The sequence below is a fragment of the Micromonospora sp. NPDC093277 genome (assembly GCF_044765245.1).
Lineage (GTDB): Bacteria > Actinomycetota > Actinomycetes > Mycobacteriales > Micromonosporaceae > Micromonospora.
The window spans coordinates 631,167-655,175 of the sequence record NZ_JBIWJO010000001.1 but is presented as its reverse complement, the minus strand read 5'-3'; the positions used below and the strand labels follow the sequence as shown (position 1 = coordinate 655,175).

Genomic DNA, 24,009 nt, shown 5'->3' with positions numbered 1-24,009 from the left:
ACCGGGTGTGCAACTGTTGGGACACGACCTGCGCGCCCGGGGTTCGCCGGGTTGGCGGTGCCACACTGGTAGCCATGCCTGAGCTGCGGTCGAGGACCTCCACGCACGGTCGGACGATGGCGGGCGCCCGAGCCCTGTGGCGGGCCACCGGGATGACCGACGACGACTTCGGCAAGCCGATCGTCGCCATCGCCAACAGTTTCACCCAGTTCGTGCCCGGTCACGTACACCTCAAGGACCTCGGCGGCCTGGTGGCCGACGCGGTGGCCGAGGCCGGCGGGGTGGGCCGGGAGTTCAACACCATCGCCGTGGACGACGGCATCGCCATGGGCCACGGTGGCATGCTCTACTCGCTGCCCAGCCGCGAGCTGATCGCCGACGCGGTGGAATACATGGTCAACGCGCACTGCGCGGACGTCCTGGTCTGCATCTCCAACTGCGACAAGATCACTCCGGGCATGCTGCTGGCCGCGCTGCGGCTCAACATCCCGACCGTCTTCGTCTCCGGTGGCCCGATGGAGGCCGGCAAGACGGTGGCGATCGAGGGGATCGTGCACTCCAAGATCGACCTGGTCGACGCGATGGTCGCCTCGTCGAACGAGGCGGTCACCGACGACCAGCTCGACCAGATCGAGCGTTCGGCCTGCCCGACCTGCGGTTCCTGCTCCGGCATGTTCACCGCCAACTCGATGAACTGCCTCACCGAGGCGATCGGCCTGGCGCTGCCCGGCAACGGGTCGACCCTGGCCACCCACGCCGCCCGCCGGTCGCTCTTCGTCGAGGCCGGCCGCACCGCCGTCGCGATCGCCAAGCGCTGGTACGACGCCGACGACGCCTCGGTGCTCCCCCGCTCGATCGCCAACCGGGCCGCCTTCGAGAACGCCGTGGCGCTCGACGTGGCCATGGGCGGCTCGACCAACACGGTGCTGCACCTGCTCGCCGCCGCCCGCGAGGCGGAGCTGGACTTCGGCGTGGCCGACATCGACGCGATCTCCCGCCGGGTGCCCTGCCTCGCGAAGGTCGCGCCGAACTCGCCGCAGTACCACATGGAGGACGTGCACCGGGCCGGCGGCATCCCGGCCATCCTCGGCGAGATGGACCGGGCCGGCCTGCTCAACCGCGACGTGCACGCGGTGCACTCGCCCAGCCTGGCGCAGTGGCTGGCCGACTGGGACGTGCGGGGCGGCTCGGCCACGCCGGAGGCGGTCGAGCTGTTCCACGCCGCCCCGGGCGGGGTGCGCACCACCGAGCCGTTCTCCACCACCAACCGCTGGTCGTCCCTGGACACCGACGCGGCCGGCGGCTGCGTACGGGACCGGGAGCACGCCTACTCCGCCGACGGCGGACTCGCCATCCTGCACGGCAACCTGGCCCCGGACGGCTGCGTGGTGAAGACCGCCGGGGTGCCCGAGGAGTGCCTGACCTTCCGCGGCCCGGCCAAGGTCTACGAATCGCAGGACGAGGCGGTGTCGGCGATCCTGGCCAAGGAGATCGTCCCGGGGGACGTGGTGGTGATCCGGTACGAGGGCCCGAAGGGCGGCCCCGGCATGCAGGAGATGCTCTACCCCACCTCGTTCCTCAAGGGCCGTGGGCTGGGCCGATCGTGCGCGCTGCTCACCGACGGGCGGTTCTCCGGCGGCACCTCCGGGCTCTCCATCGGTCACGTCTCCCCGGAGGCGGCCTCGGGCGGGCTGATCGCGCTGGTGCGGGAGGGCGACGAGATCGTCATCGACATCCCGGCCCGGTCGATCGACCTGAACGTGCCGGACGACGTGCTCCAGGCCCGCCGGGTGGAGGAGGAGAAGCGGGACCGCCCGTACACCCCGGCCGACCGGCAGCGGCCGGTCTCGGCGGCACTGCGCGCGTACGCCTCGATGGCCACCTCGGCCAGCGACGGCGCCTACCGCCGGGTGCCGGAGTAACCCGCCCCCACGGCACGGCCGCACGCCGGTAGGGTCCGCCGTCGTGGAGACGACGATGAGCTACGCGCGACGGATCCGGCCGGTCATCGACCGGGTGTACGTGGCTGCCCGCTGGGCGGCCCGGGCCCGGATGGAGGCGTACTACGCGGAGCGGGGGGCGGACCTCGGCGCCGAGAACAGCTTCTACTCGGGCCTGCTGGCCCGGCCGATGCCGGCCGACGCCCTCGCCGACGGGGTGGTCTACACCGATGGTGACATGAGCCGGGAGCTGGCCCAGGGCCTCATGAAGGTGGACGCCGAGGGCACCTGGCACCTCACCGAGCTGGGCCGGGAGCTGGCGCTGTTCGCGCAGCGGGCGACCGGCGAGGCCGCCGAGGAACGCTGGTCTGCCGGCCCGTCGATGCTGCCCGGCATGGCGTCGATACCCCGGCTGGCCGAGCTGGTGGGCCGGGTGCTGGCGCACGGGCTGGCCACCGGCGGGCCCGCGTTCCGTGCCATGGCCCCGGCGTACGAGCCGGACGACGCCTCACCGGCGGTGCTGCTCACCACCCGACTCGGCTCGCTGCGGCACCACCGGGCCGACGCACACCGGGCGGCGTGGCGGGCCGCCGGGCTGACCGCCGAGCAGATCAAGGCGCTGCCCGACGGCCCGGAACGGGCGGCGATCGAGGCCGACACCGACCGCCGCGACGCACCCGCGTACGCGGTGCTCACCGACGACGAGCGCTGGGAGCTGCTCGCCGGCCTCGGCGCCCTCCAGGGCTGATCAGCCGAGATCTTGGACAGTTGCCGTTCGCCGCTAACGGCAACTGTCCAAGATTCACAAAGGGCCCCTGACGTCGTTGACGCAGCGGAGCACGGGGCGGCGGGTGAGGGCGGCGGGGTCGAGCGGGACGTCCGCGCGCACCGTGAACGCCGCCGAATCGCCGGGTAGCAGGGTGACGAGAGCCTGATTCACCTCCGCCGACGGGTGCAGCCGGTCCGGGAACAGGGTCAGGTCGCGCAGCACCGTCCGGGCGGTCACCTGGACCAGTTGACCGCCGTCGACCGGCTCGACCGTGGCCTCCAGCTCCGCCACCGGCCACTCGATCTCCCGGTCCTCGGCGAAGAACCACAGCGCCCGCTCCGTCGCGTCCCACGGCTCCGCGACCAGCAGCTCCCGCCGGGCCTCGTCCGGCCGCGCCAGCTCCGCCGGCAGCGCCGCCACCGCCGACGAGTACGCGGGGACGTCGAGTTCCAGCGCGGTCTTCGCCCGCACTTCCCAGCCCAGCGTGATCCGGTTGACCGTGACAGGCACCTGCCACGGCCGGCCGGTCTCGTTCACCGCCACCAAGGCCAGCCCGCCGTCGCGGGGCTGCACGGTGAGCAGGCGGTCGGCGTACGCCTGGCGCAGCGCGTACCAGAGTGGCTTGCGCCGGCCGTCGCCGTCGACCGCCGCCCACGAGGTGACCGGCCAGCAGTCGTTGAGCTGCCAGACGATGGTGCCCATGCAGACCGGCCGGTGGGACCGGAAGTGCTCGACGCCGAGCTGGATGGCCCGGGCCTGGTTGAGCTGGGTGAGGTAGTGCCAGTCGTCGAAGTCGGCGGGCACCGGCAGGTGGGCGTCCAACCCGCGCTGGAGCTTCAGGTCCCCGTCGATCGCTTTCTGGTGGTGGGCCATCCCGGGCGAGTCGTGGGCGAGGGTCTCGTCCGAGATGGACCGCCGCAGGGTCGCGTACGCCGGCGGCGCCTGGTAGCCGAACTCGGCGACGAAACGCGGCAGGTACTCCCGGTACTTCGTGTAGTCGTCGGTGTTCCAGACGTCCCAGATGTGCGTGGTGCCGTGCGCCGGGTCGTTGGGGTGCACGTCCTCGCGGCCCGACCACGGGCTGCCCGGCCAGTACGGTCGGGTCGGGTCCAGTTCGCCGACGATCCGGGGCAGCAGCTCCAGGTAGTAGCCGCGCCCCCAGGTCCGCCCGGCCAGCGGCTCCTGCCAGTCCCAGTCGTGCCAGCCCCAGATGTTCTCGTTGTTGCCGGTCCAGAGCACCAGCGACGGGTGGACGGCCAGCCGGGTCACCTGCTCGCGCGCCTCGGCCTCGAGCTCGGTGCGGAACGGCTCCTCCTCGGGGTAGGCGGCGCAGGCGAAGAGGAAGTCCTGCTGCACCAGCAGGCCGAGTTCGTCGGCCAGGTCGTAGAAGTCGTCCGACTCGTACCGGCCGCCACCCCAGACCCGGAGCAGGTTGACGTTCGCCCCGACCGCCTGCGCGAACCGTCCGGCCAGTCGCTGCCGGGTCACCCGGTCGGGGAACACGTCGTCGGGAATCCAGTTGACGCCCCTGACGAAGACCGGCACGTCGTTGACGTGCAGCGTGAACGCGCTGCCGTGCGCGTCGGGGGCGGTGTCGAGGCGTACCGAGCGGAAGCCGATCCGCCGGGACCAGTCGTCCAGCGCCCGGCCGTCCTCGGCGCGCAGGGTCACGTCGAGGTCGTAGCGCGGCTGCTCGCCGTACCCGACGGGCCACCACCGCTCGGGGTCTCGGAGGGTGAGCGTGGCCACGGCCGTGCGCTCCCCCGCCGGGATGGTGACCTCCGCCGCGACGCCGGCGACCTCGGCCCGCACGACCAGCGGTACGTCCGCCGCCCGCTCGACCTCGACATGCAGCTCCACCCGGCCGGTGTCGCCGGAGAGGGTGACCAGCGGGCGGACGGTGGCCAGCCGGGCGGTCGACCAGGCGTGCAGCCCGATCTCCTGCCAGATACCGGCGGTCACCAGGTTCGGTCCCCAGTCCCAGCCGAAGTTGCAGGCGGTCTTGCGGATGAAGTTGAACGGCTCCGGGTACGCGTTGGGCCGGTCACCGAGCCGGTCGCGGTGCGCTTCCGCGTAGCGGTACGGCGAGTCGAAGCGGACGGTCAACGTGTTGTCTCCCGGCCGGAGCAGGGCGCCGACGTCGAACCGGTACCCGCGGTGCTGGTTCTCGGTACGGCCGAGCACGGTGCCGTTGAGGGTCACCGTGGCGACCGTGTCCAGCCCGGCGCAGGCCAGGTCCACCCGGTCCGTGTCGCCCGGCTGCCACTCGAAGGTGGTCTCGTAGACCCAGTCGGTACGCCCGATCCAGCCGAGCCTCGTCTCGTTGTCGTCCAGGTAGGGGTCGGGGATGAGGCCGGCGGCCAGTAGGTCGGTGTGCACGCAGCCGGGCACGGTGGCCGGCACCGCCGCCTCGGCGACCTCCGGCGGCACCTGCGGACCGGGTACGGACCGCAGCGCCCAGCCCTCGTACAGCGCCTGCAACCTCACGATTTGACCGCACCTTCCATGATTCCGCGGACGATCTGGCGTCCGCCGACGAAGAGCATCACCAGCAGGGGGATGGTGGCGACGAACGCGCCCGCCAGCACCCGCCGGTAGATCACGTAGTTGCCGCTGGCCAGGTCGGAGACCGCCACCATCGAGGTCGGGAAGTCGCTGCCGCCCAGCGTGATCAACGGCCACTGGAAGTCGTTCCAGGTGGCCACGAAGGTGAGCAGGCCGAGCACCGCCAGGGCGGGACGGAGCGCCGGCAGCACGATGCTGGCGTAGATCCGCATGGTGGTGGCACCGTCCACCCGGGCGGACTCGACCAGTTCGTCGGGCACGCTGTTGACGATGAACTGCCGCATGTAGAAGACGCCGAAGGCGCTGACCAGACCGGGGGCGATGACGGCGAGCAGGGTGCCGTTCCAGCCGAGCTTGCCCATCACGATGTAGAGGGCGACCACCCCGAGCTGGTTGGGCACGGTGAGGGTGAGTATCACGAAGAGCATCAGCGCGTTGCTGCCCTTGAACCTCAGCTTGGCGAAGGCGAAGCCGGCCAGCGAGCAGAAGAAGAGCACCGAGGCGGTCACCACGGTCGACACGATGACGCTGTTGACCAGCGAGGCGGCGAAGTAGACGTCCTGGAGGGAGAAGACCTCGTCCAGGTTGATCAGGAACTGGTTACTGGGGACCACCGCCGGGGGAAGCTTCGCCAGCGCCTCGTCGGTGCTGGTGGCGATGACGAACATCCAGTAGAGCGGGAACGCGCCGAGCAGGAAGGTCGCGGCCAGCAGCAGATAGGTCCAGATGCTGGCGCCGGTGTCCTGCGGGGCCCGCCCCATCAGCCGCGGCCGGTTGCGCCTGGCCGGCGGGGTGGGCGACGGGGTGGACGGCGGCGCGGTCACGGCGGTCATTTGCGACCTCCCGACAGTCGGTTGGTGAGCAGGGTGTTGACGCCGGCGACGATCAGGATGATCAGGAAGAGCGCCCAGGACATCGCGGCGGCGTAGCCGAGGTTGAGGTCCTTCCAGCCGACCTTGTAGATGAGCTGGGCGATGGTCTGCCACTCCCGGCCGGAACCGCCCGTCGCCGCCTGCGCGTTCAGGTCGAAGAGCATCGGCTCGGTGAAGAGCTGGAGCCCGCCGATGGTGGAGAGGATGACGGTGAAGAGCACCACCGGCCGGATCATCGGCACGGTGATCCGCCAGAGCTGCTTCCACGGGCTGGCGCCGTCGAGCGCCGCCGCCTCGTAGACGTCGCGCGGGATGGACTGCATCGCGGCCAGGTAGAGCAGGGCGTTGTAGCCGATCCACTTCCAGTTGACCATGGTCGCGATGGCGATCCACGAGTGCAGCTTGTCGGCGCGCCAGTCGATGGGGTCGTCCGCGCCGCCGATGCCGAAGAGGCCGAGCACCCAGTTGGCCATGCCGAAGTCGCGGGAGAAGAAGACGCTGAACACCATGGTCGAGGCGACGATCGGTGTCACGTACGGCAGCAGCACCGCGACCCGCCACCAGGTCTGCGCCCGCAACTTGCGGTTGAGCAGCGAGGCGACGATCAGCGCGAGCAGCAGCTGCGGCACCGTGGAGAGCAGGAAGATGCCGAAGGTGTTGTAGAGCGCGTTCCAGAAGTATTCGTCGCCGAAGAGCTTGCTGAAGTTGTCGAAGCCGGCCCAGTACGGCAGCGTCGGATCGTCGAGCCGGTAGTTACGTAGCGCGACCACACCGTTGAAGATCAGCGGGAAGAGGCCGAACACGATGAAGAGCAGGAAGAACGGCGCGATCATCAGGTACGGCAGGTAGCGCAGGTCGAAGCGGTACAGCCGGTCGCGCCAGGTCAACCGTGATTTGCCGCCCCCGCGACCGCGCTCCGGCGCGGCTCGGCGGCCCGACGACGGTGTGGCTGCGGCACGCGTGGTGGACATCGGATCACTCCAGGGCCGAGGTGGTGACGGGACGGACGGTGACGGAGCGGGCGGTGCCCCGCTCCGTCACCGGTGCTGCAAGTTGAGTCACTGCGGCGAAGCCACCGTCAGGAGTGGGCCACCTTCTCCGCCGCCTTGACCGCCGCCGGCCAGGCGGCGTCCGGCTTCAGGCTCTTGCTCTCCACCCGGCGGATGACGTTCTCCACCTCGACCCGGGTCGGGCCGTTCTTCTTGCCGAGGTACTGCGGGGTCAGGCCCTCGGCCATCTTCGGGAAGATCTGCCCGACCGGCGCGTTGCTGAAGAACGGGTTCTTGAAGTCGGCGATCGCCGGGTCGGAGTAGAGCGCCGGCTGCGAGGGCAGGTTGCCGACCTTCTTGAAGATCTCGATCTGCTGCTCCGGCGCGACCAGCCACTCCAGCAGCTTGTACGCCTCGTCGACGTGCTTGCCCTGCTTGGGGATGGTCAGGAACGAGCCGCCCCAGTTGCCGCCGCCGCCGGGCACCGCGGCGATGTCCCACTTGCCCTCGGTGCCGGGGGCGGTGTCCTTGATGTGGCCGAGCATCCATGCCGGGCAGGCGAGCACGGCGAAGGAGCCGCTGGTGAAGCCCTTGTCCCAGTCCGCCTGGAAGCTCACCAGGTTGGCCGAGAGGCCGGCCTCGATTCCCTTGACGGCGTTGTCGAAGGCGACCTTCGGGCCGCCGTCCATCTGGAGCTGTTCCTGCTCGTCGTAGAAGCCGACCGGCTGCTGGCCGAGGATCGGGTTGAACAGGTTGGTGGCCGAGTCGACGAACTTCTTCTTGGACTTGGCGGTGTACTGCTGGCCGACCTCGAAGAACTTGTCCCAGGTGGGCCAGAGCGCGGAGACCTGGTCCCGGTCGGTGGGCAGGCCGGCGGCCTTGAACAGGTCGGTCCGGTAACACATGGCCAGGCCGCCGACGTCGGTGCCGAGGCCGAGCTGGCTCTTGCCGTCGGCCGACAGCGACTGCTTCCACTTCCAGGGCAGGTACTTGCTCTCGTACGAGCCGGCACCCTTGTCCAGCAGGTTGACGAACTTGTCGGACTGGCTGCGGAACTGGACTATGAAGCCCTCGTCGATCGCCGCGATGTCCGGTGCTCCGGTGCCTGCGACGAGCTTCTTCTGCAGATCCTCGTGCTGGGCGTTGTACTCGCCGGAGTTCAGCTGGATCTTGATGTTCTTGTGCTCGGCCTCGTACTTGGTCTTGAGGTCCTGGAGGCCGAAGTCACCCCAGAAGTTGATCTTCAAAGTGATCTGCCCGCCGGCCGAGTCCGAGCCGCCGGTGGTGCTCTTTCCGCTGCATGCCGCGACCATGACCAGGCTGACGGCACCCACGGCGACCGCCCGGGCCCAGTGCGTCCAGGACCGTTTCATGTCATCCTCCGCGCCGAATGGGAACGCTCCCAAGATCGAGAAACGTTGACTGAACCGGATAAGTGAGCACACCGTACGGGCGCCCCAATGGACTGTCAACGGCAGGTGAACAGCGAGACCGGACAGTGACCTTTCGGACGCCTTGGGAGCGCGATCATGCGTGATTAACCGCTCTCCGAAGCAGAATCGTGAGCGGGGCACTGGCGGGCGGCACCGGACCCGGTCGTACGCTTAACCGCGCAAGTGAGGTCCGTTCAGGAAGCCTCAGCCTTGTCGTCGCGCCGATCGCGGCCGGGGCCCCTTGCAGTAGCGTGACAGCCGCCGCTCCCCGGCGGCTGAGGAGCGCCCCGCGGGGCCGGAACAACTGGAGGAGCGCGCCGGTGAAGCGGCCGACCATCGCCGACGTCGCCCGGCGGGCCGGGGTCTCCAAGGGCGCGGTGTCCTACGCGCTCAACGGGCAACCCGGCGTGTCCGAGGCGACCCGCCGACGCATCCTGGCGATCGCCGCCGAGATCGGGTTCAGCCCGAGCAGCGCCGCCCGGGCGCTCTCCGGCGCCACCGCCAGCGCGGTCGGCCTGGCCCTGTGCCGGCCGGCGCGGACGCTCGGCATCGAGCCGTTCTTCATGGAGCTGATCAGCGGCGTCGAGGCCGAACTGTCGGCCCGCTCGTACGCGCTGACCCTGCAGGTGGTGGCCGACCACGAGGCGGAGGTCGCGGTCTACCGGCGGTGGTGGGCCGAGCGGCGGGTGGACGGCGTGCTCGTGTGCGACCTGCGGACCGACGACCGGCGGGTGCCCGCGCTGGAGGAGCTGCAACTGCCGGCCGTGGTGATCGGCGGCCCCGGTCACACCGGCCGCCTGACCAACGTCTGGTCCGACGACGCGGCGGCCCTGGCGGAGACCGTGGAATACCTCGTCGCGCTCGGGCACCGGCGGATCGCCCGGGTCGGCGGCCTGCCCACCCTGCTGCACACCGAGATCCGCAACAACGCGTTCGACGCGGTGTGCCGGCGGCTGGGGCTGGACGACGCCACCACGGTCTGGTCGGACTACACCGGCGAGGAGGGCGCCCGGGCCACCCGCCGGCTGCTCAGCTCCGCCAACCGGCCCACCGCGATGATCTACGACAACGACGTGATGGCGATAGCCGGGCTCTCGGTCGCCCAGGAGATGGGGCTCGCCGTCCCCGGCGACCTGTCGATCGTGGCCTGGGACGACTCCCCGCTCTGCCAGCTGGTGCACCCGCCGCTGACCGCCCTCGGCCGGGACATCCCCGCATACGGGGCGCACGCCGCCCGGCAGCTCCTCGCGGTGATCGCCGGCGAACCGGTCACCGGCCTCCAGGACGAGACGGCCCACCTCACGCCGCGCGGCAGCACGGCACCGCCCCGGCCCCGGTGAACCGGTTCAGGGCAGCACGGACCGGCTCAGTGGGGCGCGGAGCCGAACTCCTCGAACCACGCCTCGACCCGCTCGGCGGTGGCCGGGCGGGCCAGCGCGAAGCCCTGGCCGTAGCGGCAGCCGGCCCGCCGGGCCCCGGCGACCTGGACCTCTGACTCCAGCCCCTCGACGATCACCTCGACGCCGAGCCGGTCGCCAAGGTTGGCCACCACCTCGATCAACGGGTGGTTCCCGTCCGGGGACGGCCCGACCAGGTGCGGGCCGACCTTGAGCAGGTCGATCGGGAGCCGGCGGAGCTGAGCCAGCGAGGCGTGCTCGGCACGGAAGTCGTCCAGCGCGGTCCGCACCCCGAGCGAGCGCAGGCCGGCGAGCCGGGCCACCACCGTGGGCAGCTCCACGGCGACGGCCGGCTCGGCGACCTCCACCACGAGGCGTTCCGGTGCCACGTCGTACGCGGCCAGGGCCGTCGCCGTCCGGGCCACGAAGTCCGGTGCCGCCAGCTCGCGGGGCGTGACGTTGACCGCCATCCACAGTTTCCGTCCCCCGTCCGACCAGTCGGCGAGCTGCCGGCAGGCCCGGTCCAGCACCCACCGCCCCACCTCGCCGAGCAGGTCCAGGTCCGCCGCGACCGGCAGCAGCTCGTCCGGCAGCACGGTGCCCAGCGCCGGGCTGCGCCAGCGCAGCAGCGCCTCGGTGCCCACCGGCTGCCGGTCGGCGAGGGCCAGCACCGGCTGGTAGACCAGGTCCAGCTCGCCCCGGGCGAGCGCCCCCGGCAGCTCCCGCTCCAGGTCCAGCCGGCGGACGAGCTGCTCCTCCAGGTACGCGTCGTACCACTCGACCCGGTCCCGGCCGAGCTGCACCGCGCGTCGCCGGGCCAGTTCGGCCTGGCGCAGCACGTCCTCCGGCTCACCGCCGGTCGTCTCGGCCAGCCCGAAGCCGGCCCGGATCCGCGGCACCCCGCCGGCCCGCGGGTACGGCTCGGTCAGCGCGGCCAGCAACCGGCCGCCCAGCGCGTACGCGACCACCGGCCCGACGTCGGTCAGCACGGCGAACTCGGCATCGGCGAGGCGGGCCACGAGATCGCCGGGGCCGCAGCCGGCCCGGAGCCGCCGGGCGACCTCGACCAGCACGGACCGGTCCGGGGGCACGCCGTCGTCGGCGCCGGCCAGGTCGACGACGAGCAGCGCGCCGCCCGCCCGCCCGACGAGCCGGCGCAGCAGCTCACTCCGGTCCACCAGGGCGGCGAGCGGGTCGGCCGTGACCGGCCGGTCGCCGGACGGGACGGGCCCGCCGGCCTCCCGGGCCAGCCGGTGGGCGCGGCGGCGCTGGTCGGCGACGGCGAGCAGTTCGCGGAGCACCATCGGCGGGACGACCGCCAGTCCCAGGGCGATCGCGGGGGCGGCGATCTCCCCCACCGTCCACAGGTGGTGGCCGGCGGCGAGCGCGGCGATGCCGGCCGGCGCGGTCAGCGCGGGCCAGACGGCAGGTAGGCCACTGGGCCGGGGTAGCGCCCCCACGGCCGTACGCCGGGCGCCGTCGGCGGTGAGCAGCGCGCCGGCCAGCAACGGCGGCGCGGCGGCCAGGGCGGCCCGCTCCGGGACGCCGTAGGCGAGCAGCAGCACGAGCAGGGCCAGCCCGGCGAGGGAGGCCGCCGCTCCGGCGAAGCAGCGCGCCGCGCCCGGCCGGCGGCGCCGGTCCGCCCGCGCGGTCACCAGCAGCACCGCCACCGCGGCCGTACCGGCGCCGGTCGCGGCGACCGCCGCCGGCGGCACCGGGCCGGCTGGCAGCAGCATCCAGGCCGTGAAGACCAGGCTGACGCCGAGGCTGAGCACGTCCACGCTCCGGCGGAGGCGTTCGGCGGCGGCGAGCCGGGACCGGCCGGGGAGCCGGCGCAGCGCCACGGCGTACAGCGCGGCGGTGACGGCGAGGCCGGCCAGCGCGACCGGCGGCCGGTGCGCCGGGCCGACCAACGGCAGCACGGCGACGGTGAGCCCGGCGGCCAGCACGGCCCCATCGAGGATCACGGCGCACCGGCGGAACAGGACTGTCCGCCGGGCCCGTTGGCCGGTCGACGGCGACCCACCGGGAGCCGGTGCGGCGACCGGAGGTCGGTCCGGGTCGGCGGGTCGGGTGCCGGCCAGCCAGGCGAGCCGCACGCAGGACACGGCACAGCCGGCGGCGACGGCGAGCGCGACCGCAGCGAGGGGTGGGACGAGATCGGCGGCCCCGGCCAGCACGAGTAGCGCGCCGACGAGCGGCACGACGAGGTCGGGCAGCGGTGGCCGGTGGTGGCGACCGGCGGCGGGGCGGGTGACGGGCACGTGCGATCGCCTTCGTGAGGGGGCACGGGCGGTGCCGTTGCGGGGCGGCGTGCGGGCTCTGCCGTGGTGGCGGACGGCTCTCGGACGACCGCGCGGAGACCGGCGTGGCCATGCCTATAAACGACCCCGGACGCGCCCGGTGACGGGGCCTCGCGTGTGAGGCCAGTCACACGCGCGCCACGGATCGCCGCCGTCGCGCCCGCCCGGGACCGCCCGGCCCCGGGGTGCGATCATCGGGAGGTGAGCCGCCCCGACACCATCCGCTTCCGCCACAACCAGGCCATCCTGGTCGCCGCGATCGTGACGTTCATCGGCGCGCTGCCGCTGGCCACCGCAAGCCTGTGGTTCTTCTGGGTCCTGCTGATCCCGCTCGCGGTCATGATCTGGGCGTGGCGGGCCGGCACCGACGCCGACTCCCGCGAGATCCGCGTACGGGCGCTCCTCGGGCAGCGACGGATCCCCTGGGAGCAGGTCGCCGAGCTGACCGGCGACGCCCGCGGCCGGGGGGTCGTCCGGCTCGACGACGGGGAACTGCTCGTCCTGCCCGCGGTACGCGCCGACGACCTGCCCCGGCTGATCTCCGCCACCGGACAGGAACTGCCCGGCAACGCCGACTGAACCGACCCGGGATCGACCGGGCCGGCCCGGTCAGTAGCCGTCCACCACCCGGTTCGCCAGCGGCGCTCCGGCCACGAACCGGCGCAGCTGCTCCCCCACCAGCCGGTACGCCCGGGGCAGCAGGCCGCGTACCGAGCCGGCGACGTGCGGGGTGAGCAGCACGTTCGGCAGCTCCCACAGCGGGTGGTCGGCGGGCAGCGGCTCGGGCTCGGTGACGTCCAGGGCGGCCCGCAGCCGGCCGGAGGCCAGCTCGGCCACCAGCGCCGACGTCCGGGCCACCGGGCCGCGGGCCGCGTTGACCAGCAACGCGCCGTCCGGCATCGCGGCGAGGAACTTCTCGTCGACCAGCCCCCGGGTCCGCTCGGTCAACGGCACCAGCAGCACCACCACGTCCGCCTCGGGCAGCAGGGCGGGCAGCTCGTCCACCCCGTGCACCCCCTCGGCCGGACGCGGGCTGCGGGCGACCAGGGTGAAGGTCACCTCGAACGGGGCCAGCCGGGCCTGGACCGCCGCGCCGATCGAACCCGCCCCGACGATCAGCACCCGCTTTCCGGCCAGCTCGTCGCTCGGGGCCACCTCGGCGTACGCCCATTCACGGCGGGCCTGGGCCCGGGCCAGCGGGCCGAAACCGCGCAGCGCGGAGAGGATCGCGGCGACCACCCACTCGGCGGTGGACGAGTCGTGCACGCCCCGGCCGTCGCAGAGTGTCACCCCGTCGGGAATCCGCCCCACCCAGGCGTCCGCCCCGGCGGAGAGCAACTGCACCACCGCCAGGTCGGGCAGCTCGGCCAGCAGCGCGCAGGCGTCCCCGCCGGACAGGAACGGCGGCACCCAGAAACGGACGCCGGCCGGCGGCGACGGCAGTCGGGTCGGGTCCTCCAGGAGCTCAACGGTGACGCCCGACGGCAGCTCGCCGAGGAGGGCGCGGCCGGCCGGGTGCGGAATCCATACCTTCACGATCACCGACGATAGTCGGCGCGCCCGCCGAACCAGCCGGTCGGCCTCGGCCCGGCTACGCTGGGGCGGGTGAACGCCCGTCCCCCGTACCCCCGCATCGGCCGCCTCCGGACGGCGCTGGCGGCGCCCTGCGCGGCGCTGCTGCTGGGCACCGCCGGCTGCGCCTTCGGCGAGCCGGAACCGGACCCGGCCGGCGCGCCGCCGAACCTGCCGACGCCCTCGGCGACGGCCAGCTCCGGCGGCGCCGGGCAGCAGGTGGTCGTCACCGTGCTGGCCAAGGGGCTGGCGGTGCCCTGGGCGATCGCCTTCCTCCCCGACGGCGGCGCGCTGGTGACGGAACGGAACAGCGGCCGAATCCTCCAGGTCGGTCCCGAGTCCGGCCCGGATGGCATGAACGTCGGCGTGGTGCAGAGCGTGCCGGGCGTGGCGGCCGGCGGCGAGGGCGGGCTGCTCGGCATCGCCGTCTCCCCGTCGTACGCCAAGGACCGCACCGTCTTCGTCTACTACACCTCGACGCAGGACAACCGGATCGCGAGGATGCGACTGGGCGAAGCACCCACCCCGATCCTCACCGGCATCCCGAAGGCCGGAAACCACGACGGCGGCGGCCTGGGTTTCGGCCCGGACGGCTACCTTTACGCCAGCACGGGCGACGCCGGGAAGACGGCCAACGCACAGGACCCGAAGAGCCTCGGCGGCAAGATCCTGCGGATCACCCCGGACGGCAAGCCCGCGCCGGGCAACCCCACCGCCGGCTCCCCGGTCTGGTCGCTGGGACACCGCAACGTGCAGGGCTTCGCCTGGACGCCGGACAAACGGATGTATGCGGTGGAGTTCGGCCAGAACACCTGGGACGAGATCAATCAGATCGACAAGGGCGGCAACTACGGCTGGCCGCAGGCCGAGGGGCGGGCCGACGACAAGCGCTTCGTCGACCCGATCACGCAGTGGCGCACCGCCGACGCCTCCTGTTCCGGGCTGGCCGCGACGGAGCGCCTGCTGGTCACCGCGTGCCTGCGCGGGCAGCGGCTCTGGTTGGTCGAACTGGCCGCGAACGGTAGCGTTCTCGGCCAGCCGCGCGAGCTGCTGACCGGCAAGTACGGCCGGCTCCGGGCCGCCGCGGTCGCCCCGGACGGCTCGGTCTGGGTGAGCACCTCCAACCAGGACGGGCGGGGCAAGCCGGCCGCGGAGGACGACCGAATACTGCGGCTGGTCTTCGCCGACGGCGGGGCTGGGCGCAGCTGAGGCCGGCCGCACGACCGGAGAGTTGAGCAGGCCCGGGCATCCCCGGGTTTTCCACGAACCCTCATTGGGCAGGTCAGGATTTGAACATGGACGGCCAGGAGAACGAGGAACGCGGCACCGGGGACGAGGCGGCCCCGGAGACCGGGCGTGCCCCCCGCCGGGCATTCCGCCTGCCGGGGGCCGGGCGGTGGCTCGTCGGGCTGCGCCGGCTCGGCCTGGCGCTGGCCGTGCTCGTGGTCACCCTGACCGGGATCGTCGCCGGCACGTACGCCGGTGGGCACCAGGCCACCGACATCGGGCCGTTCCGCGCGGAGCTCAGCCTCAGCCCGTCGGTGAGCGGGGGCACCACCATCGACGTGTCGCCGCTGGGCGCGCTGCTGCTGGACAGCCACCGCGGGCCGGCCTACCTGACCGTGAAGCTGGGCTCGCTGGACCAGGGGCGCACCGAGGCGCTGCTCGACGACCCGGCGAGCATCAGCCGAGCCAGCCAGTCCGCCGTCGAGGACGTCCGCGTCGGCGTGGTGCGCCTCGGACTCAAGACGCTCGGTTCGGCGGTGCTGGCGACCCTGCTGCTCTCCGCGCTGGTCTTCCGCAACGTACGCCGGACGGCCTGGGCCGGCGGCATGGCGCTGGTGATCACCGGAGGCAGCCTCGGCCTGGCCGCCGCCACCGTCCGCCCGCAGTCGATCGAGGAGCCCCGCTACGAGGGGCTGCTGGTCAACGCGCCGGCGATAGTCGGCGACGCGCGGCGGATCGCCAACGACTACACCAAGTACGCCGAGCAGCTGCAGCGGATGGTCGGCAACGTCAGCCAGCTCTACACCACCGTCTCCACGCTGCCGCTGTACGAGCCGGCGCCCGGTTCCACCCGGGTGCTGCACGTCTCCGACATGCACCTGAACCCGACCGGCTGGTCGTTGATCCGCACCGTGGTCGAGCAGTTCGGCATCGACGTGGTGATCGACACCGGGGACATCACCGACTGGGGCAGCGAGCCGGAGGCCTCCTACGTCGGCTCGATCGGCCTGCTCAAGAAGCCGTACGTCTACATCCGCGGCAACCACGACTCGGCGCGGACCACCGCGGCGGTGGCCCAGCAGCCGAACGCGATCGTGCTGGACAACTCGACGACCACCGTCGCCGGGCTGACCATCGCCGGCATCGGCGACCCGCGGTTCACCCCCGACAAGGAGACCTCGCCGGCCGGCAGCGGGCTCACCGCGCAGGTCGCCGATCAGGTGATCGGGTCCGGTGAGCAGCTCGCCACCACGGTGAAGAACTCGCCGACCAAGGTGAACATCGCGCTGGTGCACGACCCGGCCTCGGCCGGGCCGCTCTCCGGCACCACCCCGCTGGTGCTGGCCGGGCACCTGCACGAACGGCAGGTGTTCAAGCTGCCGCAGGTGCCGGACAAGGACCCGACCACGCTGATGGTGGAGGGCTCCACCGGCGGCGCGGGGCTGCGCGGCCTGGAGGGCGAGAAGCCCACCCCGCTGACCATGACCGTCCTCTACTTCGACCAGGACAAGATGCTCCAGGCGTACGACGAGATCACCGTGGGCGGCACCGGTCAGTCGCAGGTCAACCTGGAACGGCACGTGATCAAGGAGCCGGAGAAGGGCGCCCAGGTGCCGGTCACCCCGACGCCCACCCGGGGCGGGCCGGAGTCGTCGAACCCGACCGAGAGCCCGAGCGCGACCCCCACCCGATGACCGGCGCCGGGCGCTCCCGCGAGGAGCCGCCCGGCGGCCGGTGGCCCGGTCAGCGCAGCGAGAGCGCGGCCAGGGCGGCGTTGACGATGCTGCCGGGCAGCAGATCGTGCAGCTCGTACAGCTCGCGGACGCTGCCGGACTGGCCGAACTCGTCCACCCCGAGCGGCACCGCCGGGGCGCCGAGCGCGGAGCCGAGCCAGGCCATCGCGTGCGAGGCGGCGTCGTGCACGGTCACCACCGGCACCCGGTCGGCGAACGCCGCCCGCAGCGCGCCGGGCACGCTCGGCACGGTCGCCGTGCGGACGCCCTGGCGCAGGGTCCGCTGCCAGGCGCGGTAGAGCCGGTCCAGGCTCGTCACGTCGATCACGTGGGCGGCGACGCCCTCCTCCGCCAGCTCCGCGGCGGCCGCCAGGACCTCGGGCAGCACCGCGCCGGAGGCCGCGAGCTGCACGACCGGGGCGTCCGCCAGGTGCGGGTACGCCTCGTGCGCGTCCACCAGCCGGTACGCCCCGGCGACCACCTGCCGGCGCAGCACCGCGTCGCCGATCCGGGCCCGGGCCGCCTCGAACGGCGCCTGGTCGACCGGGCGGGTGCTGAGCCGGAAGTAGTACGCTCCGTCCTCGCTCGGTGCGGCGGTGGTGGTGGGCGCCGCTCCCCCGGCGATCTGGCCGAGCGCGTCACAGAGCAGCCAGTCGAGGCTGCCGGCGTACGCGGGCTCGATGAAGGTGACGCCGGGCAGCTCCAGGCCGACGGAGGCGGTGATGGTCGACTGGTGGGCACCGCCCTCCGGGGCGAGGGTGATGCCGGACGGGGTGCCGGCGACCACGAACCGGGAGCCGGAGTAGGTGCCGTAGAGGAAGGCGTCCAGGCCACGCAGCACGAACGGGTCGTAGACCGTGCCGACGGGCAGCAGCGGCTGCCCGGACAGGTCCCAGGAGAGGCCGAGCTGGCCGAGCAGCAGGAACAGGTTCATCTCGGAGATGCCCAGCTCGATGTGCTGGCCCGCCGGGCTCTCCGTCCAGCGCAGCATCCGGTCCTCCGACCAGGAACGCTGCGCGGTGGGGGCGAACACGCCGGTCTTGTTGATGAATCCGGCCAGGTTGGTGGAGGTGGCCACGTCCGGCGCGGTGGTGACCAGATAGGGGGCGACGTTCTCGTCCCGGGCCAGGTCGACCAGCACCCGGCCGAAGACCTCCTGGGTGGAGACCGGCTTGTTCGCGCGCACCTTGGTGGTCTCGGGGACGGTGACGCCCAGCGCCCGACGGCGGGGCGCGCGGGCCAGCGCCTCCCGGCGTTCGCCGGCCCGGATGCCGGCCGGGGACGCCGGGTCGAGGCGGTCCCACTCGGTGTCGCCGGTCAGGCCGTGCGCCGCGCGCAGCGCGTCGACCTGCTCGGTGGTGAGCAGCGCCGAGTGGTTGCGCGGGTTGCCGGCGATCGGCAGGCCCCACCCCTTGACGGTGTAGGCGAAGACCACGCTGGGCCGGTCGGTGACCGCGTCGCACTGGGCGTACGCGTCGAGCATGGCGTCGAGGTCGTGCCCGCCGAGGTCGGTGACGAGGGGACCCAGCTCGGCGTCGGGGATGTCGGCGACGAAGGCGGACACCTCGGCCGGCGCGCCGTCGAGGAACTGCTTGCGCTGGGCCGGCCCGGTCAGCCCGAACAGCGACTGGTACTGCTCGTTCGGCATCAGGTCGATCCAGTCGCGCAGCGCCTCGCCGCCCGGCCGGGCGTACGCCTCGGCGAGCTTGCGGCCGTACTTGACCTCGACGACGTGCCAGCCGGCGGCCTCGAACTGGCCGCGCCACTGGTCGATCCGTACCCCGGGGACGACCCGGTCGAGCGACTGGCGGTTGAAGTCGACCAGCCACATCACGTTGCCCAGCCCGGTGGTGGCCGGGTCGGCGACGGCCTCCCAGATGTTCCCCTCGTCCAGTTCGGCGTCGCCGATGAGGGCGATGAACCGGGAGTGCGGGCGCTGGCCGAAGTGCGCGTCGACGTAGCGGCGGGTGACCGCGGCGAAGAGCGGCGCGGCGGCGCCGAGGCCGACCGAGCCGGTGGAGAAGTCCACCTCGTCCGGGTCCTTGGTCCGCGACGGGTACGACTGCAACCCGCCGCGCGCCCGCAGCTTCGGCAGGTACGACCGGTCCAGGTTGCCGAGCAGGTACTGGATGGCGTGGAAGACCGGCGAGGCGTGCGGCTTGACCGCGACCCGGTCCTCGGCGTCCAGGTGGGCGAACCAGAGCGCGGTCATCGCGGTGACCAGGGAGGCGCTGGACGCCTGGTGGCCGCCGACCTTCACCCCGTCGCCGGTGTTCCGGTCGTGGTTGGCCGCGTCCACGATGCGGCTGGCGAGCCAGAGCACTCGCCGCTGGATCTCGTCGAGGACGTCGAGGTCGTGCTGGTTCACGGAGACTCCATCCGGGCGTCGCCGTTGACGCCCTCGCAAGGGGTGGCGCGGGTCGCGCGCGCACTCGTATTTGCCGGAGGCCGCCACCGGATCGCGACGGCGGCCTTCGTAGGGGGCTGTCAGGCCGGCCCCGGTCATGCGCCAGGCGTTGACCGGGGACCCTTCCTTACGACTCAGCCCTGGACGCCGAGGCGCTCCAGGATCAGCTCGCGGACGGTCTTGGCGTCCGCCTGGCCGCGGGTGGTCTTCATGACCGCGCCGACCAGCGCGCCGGCCGCCGCCACCTTGCCGCTGCGGATCTTGTCGGCGACAGCCGGGTTGGCGGCGATCGCCTCGTCGACGGCGGCGGTGAGCGCGCCGGTGTCGGAGACGACCTCCAGATTGCGGTTGGTCATGATCTCGGTCGGCGAGCCCTCGCCGGCCACCACGCCCTCCAGGACGGTACGGGCCAGCTTGTCGTTGAGCTTGCCCGCGTCGACCAGGTTCTGCAGCTCGGCGACCTGCCCCGGGGTGGCCCCCACGTCGGCGAGCTCCACGCCGGCCTCGTTGGCCCGCCGGGACAGCTCGCCCAGCCACCACTTACGGGCACCGGCCGGGGTGGTCCCGGCGGCCACGGTGGCCTCGATCAGCTCGACCGCGCCGGCGTTGACCACCGACTGCATGTCCAGGTCGGAAAGGCCCCAGTCCTGCTGGATCCGCTTGCGGCGCAGGCGCGGCAGCTCCGGCAGGGCGGCCTTCAGCTCGGCCACCCAGGCCGGGTCCGGCGCGAGCGGGACCAGGTCCGGCTCCGGGAAGTACCGGTAGTCGGTGGCGGTCTCCTTGGACCGGCCGGGCGTGGTGTCCCCGGTCTCCTCGTGGAAGTGCCGGGTCTCCTGGGTGATCTTCCCGCCGGCCTCGAGCACGGACGCCTGGCGCAGCATCTCCGAGCGGACCGCCCGCTCGACCGAGCGCAGCGAGTTGACGTTCTTGGTCTCGGTGCGGGTGCCCCACTCGTCGCCCGGCCGGTTCAGCGAGGTGTTGACGTCGCAGCGCAGCGAGCCCTCCTCCATCCGGACGTCGGAGACGCCCAGCGACCGGAGCACGTCGCGCAGCTCGGTGACGTACGCCCGGGCCACCTCCGGCGCGAGCGCGCCGGTGCCGGGGATCGGCTTGGTGACGATCTCGACGAGGGGAATGCCGGCCCGGTTGTAGTCGACGAGCGACTCGGTCGCGCCGTGGATCCGGCCGGTGGCGCCGCCGACGTGCAGCGTCTTGCCGGTGTCCTCCTCCAGGTGCACCCGCTCGATGCCGATCCGCACCGTCTCACCGTTGACCTCGACGTCCAGGTAGCCGTCGACGCAGAGCGGCTCGTCGTACTGGCTGATCTGGAAGTTCTTCGGCATGTCCGGGTAGAAGTAGTTCTTCCGGGCGAACCGGCACCACTCGGCGATGGAGCAGCCGAGGGCCAGGCCGATCCGGATGGTCGCCTCGATGGCGGCCTTGTTGGCCACCGGCAGCGAGCCGGGCAGGCCCAGGCAGACCGGGCAGACCCGGGTGTTCGGCTCGCCGCCGAAGTCGGTCGGGCAGCCGCAGAACATCTTGGTGTTCGTGCCCAGCTCGACGTGGGTCTCCAGGCCGATCACCGGTTCGAAGCGCGCGACGACCTCGTCGTACGCGGGCAGTGTCGTCGTCATATGAGCTCCAGGCGCGATCCGGACGGAACCGCTCCAGCCTAGTGGGGCTGGGTGCGATCATCTCGCCCGGGCGTGCATCCACGCCGGTACGCGCCCTGGCCCGCCCGGAGTACCGTCCCCCGGGCGGGCCCGGAGATCACCGCTCCTCGACCACACCGAGGTACATCACCTGCGGGTCGACCGGGTTGAAGGCGACGCCGGAGATCCCGTCGTGGGGGTTGTGCCGCGAGGTCAGCCGGCCCTTCGACGCGTCGTACCGGTAGAGGTCGGTGCCGTAGCCGCCGAACCACGTTCCGTACGCGAAGTACAGCACGTCCGGGTCGACCGGGCTCGGCCACAGGGGGGTGCCGTTGATCAGCGTCGGCCCGGAGCCGTCGAGCATCGACACGAAGCTGCGGCCCCCGTCGGTCGAGCGCCAGATGTGCCGCGCGGAGTTGTCGTTCTGGCTCAGGTCGTAGCCCTCCAGCCAGACGGTGCGCGGATCCGCCGGCGAGAAGGCCACCGAGAAGCCGTTCGCGTGCGGGGTGGCGCCGACCCCGGCCGACCGGGTCCAGCTCTGCCCGCCGTCGAACGTCACGTAGCTGCCGTTGCCCATCGTGCCGACGATGATGTGGGACCGGTCGGTGGGATCGACCGCCGCCTGGTAGACGTACTCGTCCGGCCCGGCCGGCACCCCCACGGCGGACCAGGTGGCGCCGCCGTCAACGGAGTCGTAGATCTGCCCTGCCTTGCTGACCGTCCGCAGCACCCGCGCGTCGGCCGGGTCCACCGACAGCCCGGCCACGCCGTCGCCCGGGACCGGGCCGGCGACCTTGCCGACCTGGTCGTCCTGCACGCGGTAGATCGGCTGGTCGTTGACGCCGTACACGTACGCGACGCCGTCCGGCCCGGCGGCCAGGTCGTACGCCGCCAGGTCCGGCGCCGTGTCGACGATCTGCTGCCAGCTGCAACCGGCGTCGGTGGACCGCTGGATCGACTTCTTCGAGATCGCCACCAGGGTGTTCGGCGTGGTCAACGCGACGACCTTCGGGTAGGCCACCGGGGTGGGGGCGGTCGTGGTGGGCACCAGGACAACCCCGTCGTTGCGGGTGACGGTCACCGAACCGTCGCCCTGCACCGCGCCGCACCGCGGGTGGTGCCAGCCGTCGGCAGCGGCGGCGGGGGATGCGGCGGCGAGGTTGACGGTGCCCGCGGCCGTGACGGCCAGCGCGATCGCACCGCTGAGTCGAGAGAAGATCATGAAGCATGTCTAGACGTGGGCATGCGCCGATCACCACAGTTTCGGGTGTCCGAGCCCGGCCATGACCTGTGTCGGACATCCGCGGAAGGGGGTGCGGGTGTTCGAGTCGTTGGGCCTGACCCCGGTGGAGGAGTCGGTCTACCTGGCCCTGCTGCGGAAGCGGCAGTCGACCGTGCCGGAACTCGCCCAGCAGGTCGGCGAGAACCTGCGAATGGTGCGCGCGGCGACCGAACGTCTGGAGGATCTCGGCTTCGTCAGCCGCCGGGTCGGCTCCGGCACCCGGCTGGTGGCGACCCGCCCGGACGTCGCGGTGAACGCCCTGGTCGTACGGCGCACCGAGGAGTTCGGCGCGGCCCGCCGAGCCGCCGAACGAATGGCGGCCGAGTTCCCCCAGGAGCTGCTGACCAGCCCGGACGAACTGCTGGAGATCGTCACCGGGCGGGCCGCCGTGGAGACCCGGTTCGTCCAGCTCAGCCACGGTGTCACGGACGAACTGCTGGTCCTCGACCGCCCGCCGTACGCGCAGGAGGTGGCCGCCGCGAACCTGCCCGAGAACGAACTGCTCAGCCGGGAGGCCAGCGTGCGCGGGATCTACGCCCCGGAGGCGTTCGAGCTGCCCGGCGCCTTCGAGCAGGCGATGGCGGCCGTGGCGGCCGGGGAACAGGCACGGGTGCACACGGACGTACCGCTGAAACTGGCGATCGGCGACCGCTCGGTGGCGCTGCTGCCGCTGGCCAGCGAGCGGGCCGTGGACGCGGCGCTGGTGATCCGCGCGCCGATGGTCGTGTCGGCACTGGTGAAGCTCTTCGAGATGCTGTGGATGCAGGCCACCCCGCTGCCGGCATGGGACCCGGAGCGGCCCGCGACCGGGGGCGACGAGCTGGACCTGCGGCTGCTGGGGCTGCTCGCCACCGGCCTGAAGGACGAAGCGATCGCCCGCGAGCTCGGGGTGAGCGTACGCACCCTGGGCCGCCGCTCGTCGGCCCTGCTGGCCGCCCTCGGCGCGCGTACCCGCTTTCAGGCCGGGTTGCAGGCCGGGCGCCGCGGCCTGGCCTGAACCCGCGACGCCCGCCTCAACAACCCGCCGTCAGTCGGTCGGGCGTCACCCGTCCGCCGTGAACCGCTGGCGACGGGCGCGCAGCACAATGAGGATCATCCCGCCGACGGCGATCGCCGCGACGCCCAGCAGCAGCATGGTGGCCAGGCTCGAACCGGTGACCGGGAGGCCGGGACCGGACGTGGCCGACGGCGAAGCCGCGTCCGGGGTGGTCGTCGGCGTCGAGGTCGGCGAGGCCGAGGGCGCGTCGGCGATGCTGACGGTCACCTGGGCCTCGGCGCTCGTCGCCGTGCCGGTCGCCTTGACCGTGAAGCTGAAGCTGCCGGCGGACTTGGGGGTGCCGCTGAGCAGGCCGTCGGGGGCGAGGGTGAGCCCGTCGGGCAGGTCGCCGGCGGCCACGCTGAACGTGATGCCCGAGTCGCCGGCGGCGGTGAACCGGAACGAGTACGCCTCACCGACCGTGCCCTCGTGCGGATCGCCGGAGGTGATGGTGGCGGCCGGGTCGGCGATGACGAGCATGACGTTCTGGTCGGCGAAGAAGCCGTTCGCGTCGCTCACCCGCACCCCGAACGAAAAGCTCCCCGGCTTTTCCGGCGTACCCGACAACTTCCCCGACGACGACAACGCCATCCCCACGGGCAACGAACCCGACCGCAACGACAGACTGTACGGCCCGGTGCCACCCGACGCCGTGAACGTGTGCGTCGGGTACGACTGGTCGGTGTACCAGGGTGAGGTGGGGGCGCCCGAGGTGATGGTGATCGTCGGCGCGACCACCTCGACGGTCACGTCCTGCTCCGCGAAGAAGCCGTTCGTGTCGGTCACCCGCACCCTGAACGAAAAGCTCCCCGGCTTTTCCGGCGTACCCGAC

General features: G+C 72.6%; 17 protein-coding genes and 1 pseudogene. 7 read left to right on the top strand and 11 right to left on the bottom strand.

From position 1 onward, the window contains the following. The first annotated feature begins 74 nt into the window (after positions 1-74). Together ilvD and ACIRG9_RS02985 are read left to right on the top strand one after the other, a co-directional pair. Positions 75-1,922, top strand: coding sequence for a dihydroxy-acid dehydratase (ilvD, locus tag ACIRG9_RS02990; protein ID WP_402849246.1), 1,848 nt, complete (start codon positions 75-77; stop codon positions 1,920-1,922). Positions 1,923-1,965: 43 nt separating this feature from the next. Beyond that, positions 1,966-2,688, top strand: a complete 723-nt coding sequence (locus tag ACIRG9_RS02985) for a hypothetical protein (protein ID WP_402849243.1) — start codon at positions 1,966-1,968, stop codon at positions 2,686-2,688. Between the two features lie 54 nt (positions 2,689-2,742). On the opposite strand, the gene ACIRG9_RS02980 is transcribed toward ACIRG9_RS02985, so the two are convergent. The 4 genes from ACIRG9_RS02980 to ACIRG9_RS02965 all read right to left on the bottom strand — a co-directional run bounded on the left by ACIRG9_RS02980 (position 2,743) and on the right by ACIRG9_RS02965 (position 8,508). Next, positions 2,743-5,199, bottom strand: a complete 2,457-nt coding sequence (locus ACIRG9_RS02980; protein WP_402850235.1) for a glycoside hydrolase family 2 protein — start codon at positions 5,197-5,199, stop codon at positions 2,743-2,745. After that, positions 5,193-6,035, bottom strand: a complete 843-nt coding sequence (locus tag ACIRG9_RS02975; RefSeq protein ID WP_402850232.1) for a carbohydrate ABC transporter permease — start codon at positions 6,033-6,035, stop codon at positions 5,193-5,195. Before ACIRG9_RS02975 ends, ACIRG9_RS02980 begins: the two co-directional genes overlap by 7 nt. A 68-nt stretch (positions 6,036-6,103) precedes the next feature. Beyond that, on the bottom strand, positions 6,104-7,117 hold the full coding sequence (locus ACIRG9_RS02970) for a carbohydrate ABC transporter permease (protein ID WP_402849240.1): 1,014 nt from the start codon (positions 7,115-7,117) through the stop codon (positions 6,104-6,106). 107 nt (positions 7,118-7,224) lie between these two features. After that, the gene (locus ACIRG9_RS02965) at positions 7,225-8,508 is read right to left on the bottom strand and encodes an ABC transporter substrate-binding protein (RefSeq protein WP_402849237.1); all 1,284 of its coding nucleotides are present in this window, start codon (positions 8,506-8,508) and stop codon (positions 7,225-7,227) included. A gap of 380 nt (positions 8,509-8,888) precedes the next feature. On the opposite strand from ACIRG9_RS02965, the gene ACIRG9_RS02960 reads away from it, so the two are divergent. Continuing rightward, positions 8,889-9,908: a LacI family DNA-binding transcriptional regulator gene (locus ACIRG9_RS02960; RefSeq protein WP_402849234.1), complete on the top strand. Its 1,020-nt coding sequence runs from the start codon at positions 8,889-8,891 to the stop codon at positions 9,906-9,908. Between the two features lie 26 nt (positions 9,909-9,934). Here the strand turns inward: ACIRG9_RS02960 and ACIRG9_RS02955 are convergent, their stop codons facing one another. Continuing rightward, complete coding sequence (locus ACIRG9_RS02955) at positions 9,935-12,229, bottom strand: putative bifunctional diguanylate cyclase/phosphodiesterase (RefSeq protein WP_402849231.1); 2,295 nt, start codon at positions 12,227-12,229, stop codon at positions 9,935-9,937. Between the two features lie 240 nt (positions 12,230-12,469). Between ACIRG9_RS02955 and ACIRG9_RS02950 the strand changes: the two genes are divergently transcribed. Then, positions 12,470-12,847 carry a PH domain-containing protein gene (locus tag ACIRG9_RS02950; protein ID WP_402849229.1) on the top strand — a complete coding sequence of 126 codons (378 nt, stop codon included), beginning with the start codon at positions 12,470-12,472 and terminating at the stop codon, positions 12,845-12,847. Between the two features lie 30 nt (positions 12,848-12,877). Here ACIRG9_RS02950 and ACIRG9_RS02945 read toward each other — a convergent pair whose 3' ends face one another. Further along, positions 12,878-13,804 carry a 2-hydroxyacid dehydrogenase gene (locus tag ACIRG9_RS02945; protein WP_402849227.1) on the bottom strand — a complete coding sequence of 309 codons (927 nt, stop codon included), beginning with the start codon at positions 13,802-13,804 and terminating at the stop codon, positions 12,878-12,880. Between the two features lie 69 nt (positions 13,805-13,873). Here ACIRG9_RS02945 and ACIRG9_RS02940 point away from each other — a divergent pair, with 69 nt between their 5' ends. Both ACIRG9_RS02940 and ACIRG9_RS02935 read left to right on the top strand, forming a co-directional pair. Then, entirely contained in the window at positions 13,874-15,049 is a 1,176-nt protein-coding gene (locus ACIRG9_RS02940; RefSeq protein ID WP_402849224.1) for a PQQ-dependent sugar dehydrogenase, read from the top strand. Between the two features lie 86 nt (positions 15,050-15,135). Beyond that, positions 15,136-16,761 carry a metallophosphoesterase gene (locus ACIRG9_RS02935; RefSeq protein WP_402849221.1) on the top strand — a complete coding sequence of 542 codons (1,626 nt, stop codon included), beginning with the start codon at positions 15,136-15,138 and terminating at the stop codon, positions 16,759-16,761. Positions 16,762-16,810: 49 nt separating this feature from the next. Here the strand turns inward: ACIRG9_RS02935 and ACIRG9_RS02930 are convergent, their stop codons facing one another. The 3 genes from ACIRG9_RS02930 to ACIRG9_RS02920 all read right to left on the bottom strand — a co-directional run bounded on the left by ACIRG9_RS02930 (position 16,811) and on the right by ACIRG9_RS02920 (position 22,081). Continuing rightward, a complete protein-coding gene (locus tag ACIRG9_RS02930) occupies positions 16,811-19,168 on the bottom strand; it encodes a transketolase-like TK C-terminal-containing protein (RefSeq protein WP_402849218.1) in 2,358 nt (785 codons plus the stop codon). A gap of 173 nt (positions 19,169-19,341) precedes the next feature. Further along, on the bottom strand, positions 19,342-20,841 hold the full coding sequence (gene gatB / locus ACIRG9_RS02925) for an Asp-tRNA(Asn)/Glu-tRNA(Gln) amidotransferase subunit GatB (protein WP_402849215.1): 1,500 nt from the start codon (positions 20,839-20,841) through the stop codon (positions 19,342-19,344). Positions 20,842-20,977: 136 nt separating this feature from the next. Beyond that, complete coding sequence (locus ACIRG9_RS02920) at positions 20,978-22,081, bottom strand: WD40/YVTN/BNR-like repeat-containing protein (RefSeq protein WP_402849212.1); 1,104 nt, start codon at positions 22,079-22,081, stop codon at positions 20,978-20,980. A gap of 97 nt (positions 22,082-22,178) precedes the next feature. On the opposite strand from ACIRG9_RS02920, the gene ACIRG9_RS02915 reads away from it, so the two are divergent. Beyond that, positions 22,179-23,138, top strand: coding sequence for a helix-turn-helix domain-containing protein (locus tag ACIRG9_RS02915; protein ID WP_402849210.1), 960 nt, complete (start codon positions 22,179-22,181; stop codon positions 23,136-23,138). 45 nt (positions 23,139-23,183) lie between these two features. Here ACIRG9_RS02915 and ACIRG9_RS02910 read toward each other — a convergent pair whose 3' ends face one another. Continuing rightward, positions 23,184-23,696: an Ig domain-containing protein gene (locus ACIRG9_RS02910; RefSeq protein ID WP_402850229.1), complete on the bottom strand. Its 513-nt coding sequence runs from the start codon at positions 23,694-23,696 to the stop codon at positions 23,184-23,186. A 9-nt stretch (positions 23,697-23,705) separates the two neighbouring features. Further along, positions 23,706-23,915, bottom strand: a pseudogene (locus ACIRG9_RS02905) (putative Ig domain-containing protein); the annotation flags it as partial. Positions 23,916-24,009: the final 94 nt, after the last annotated feature.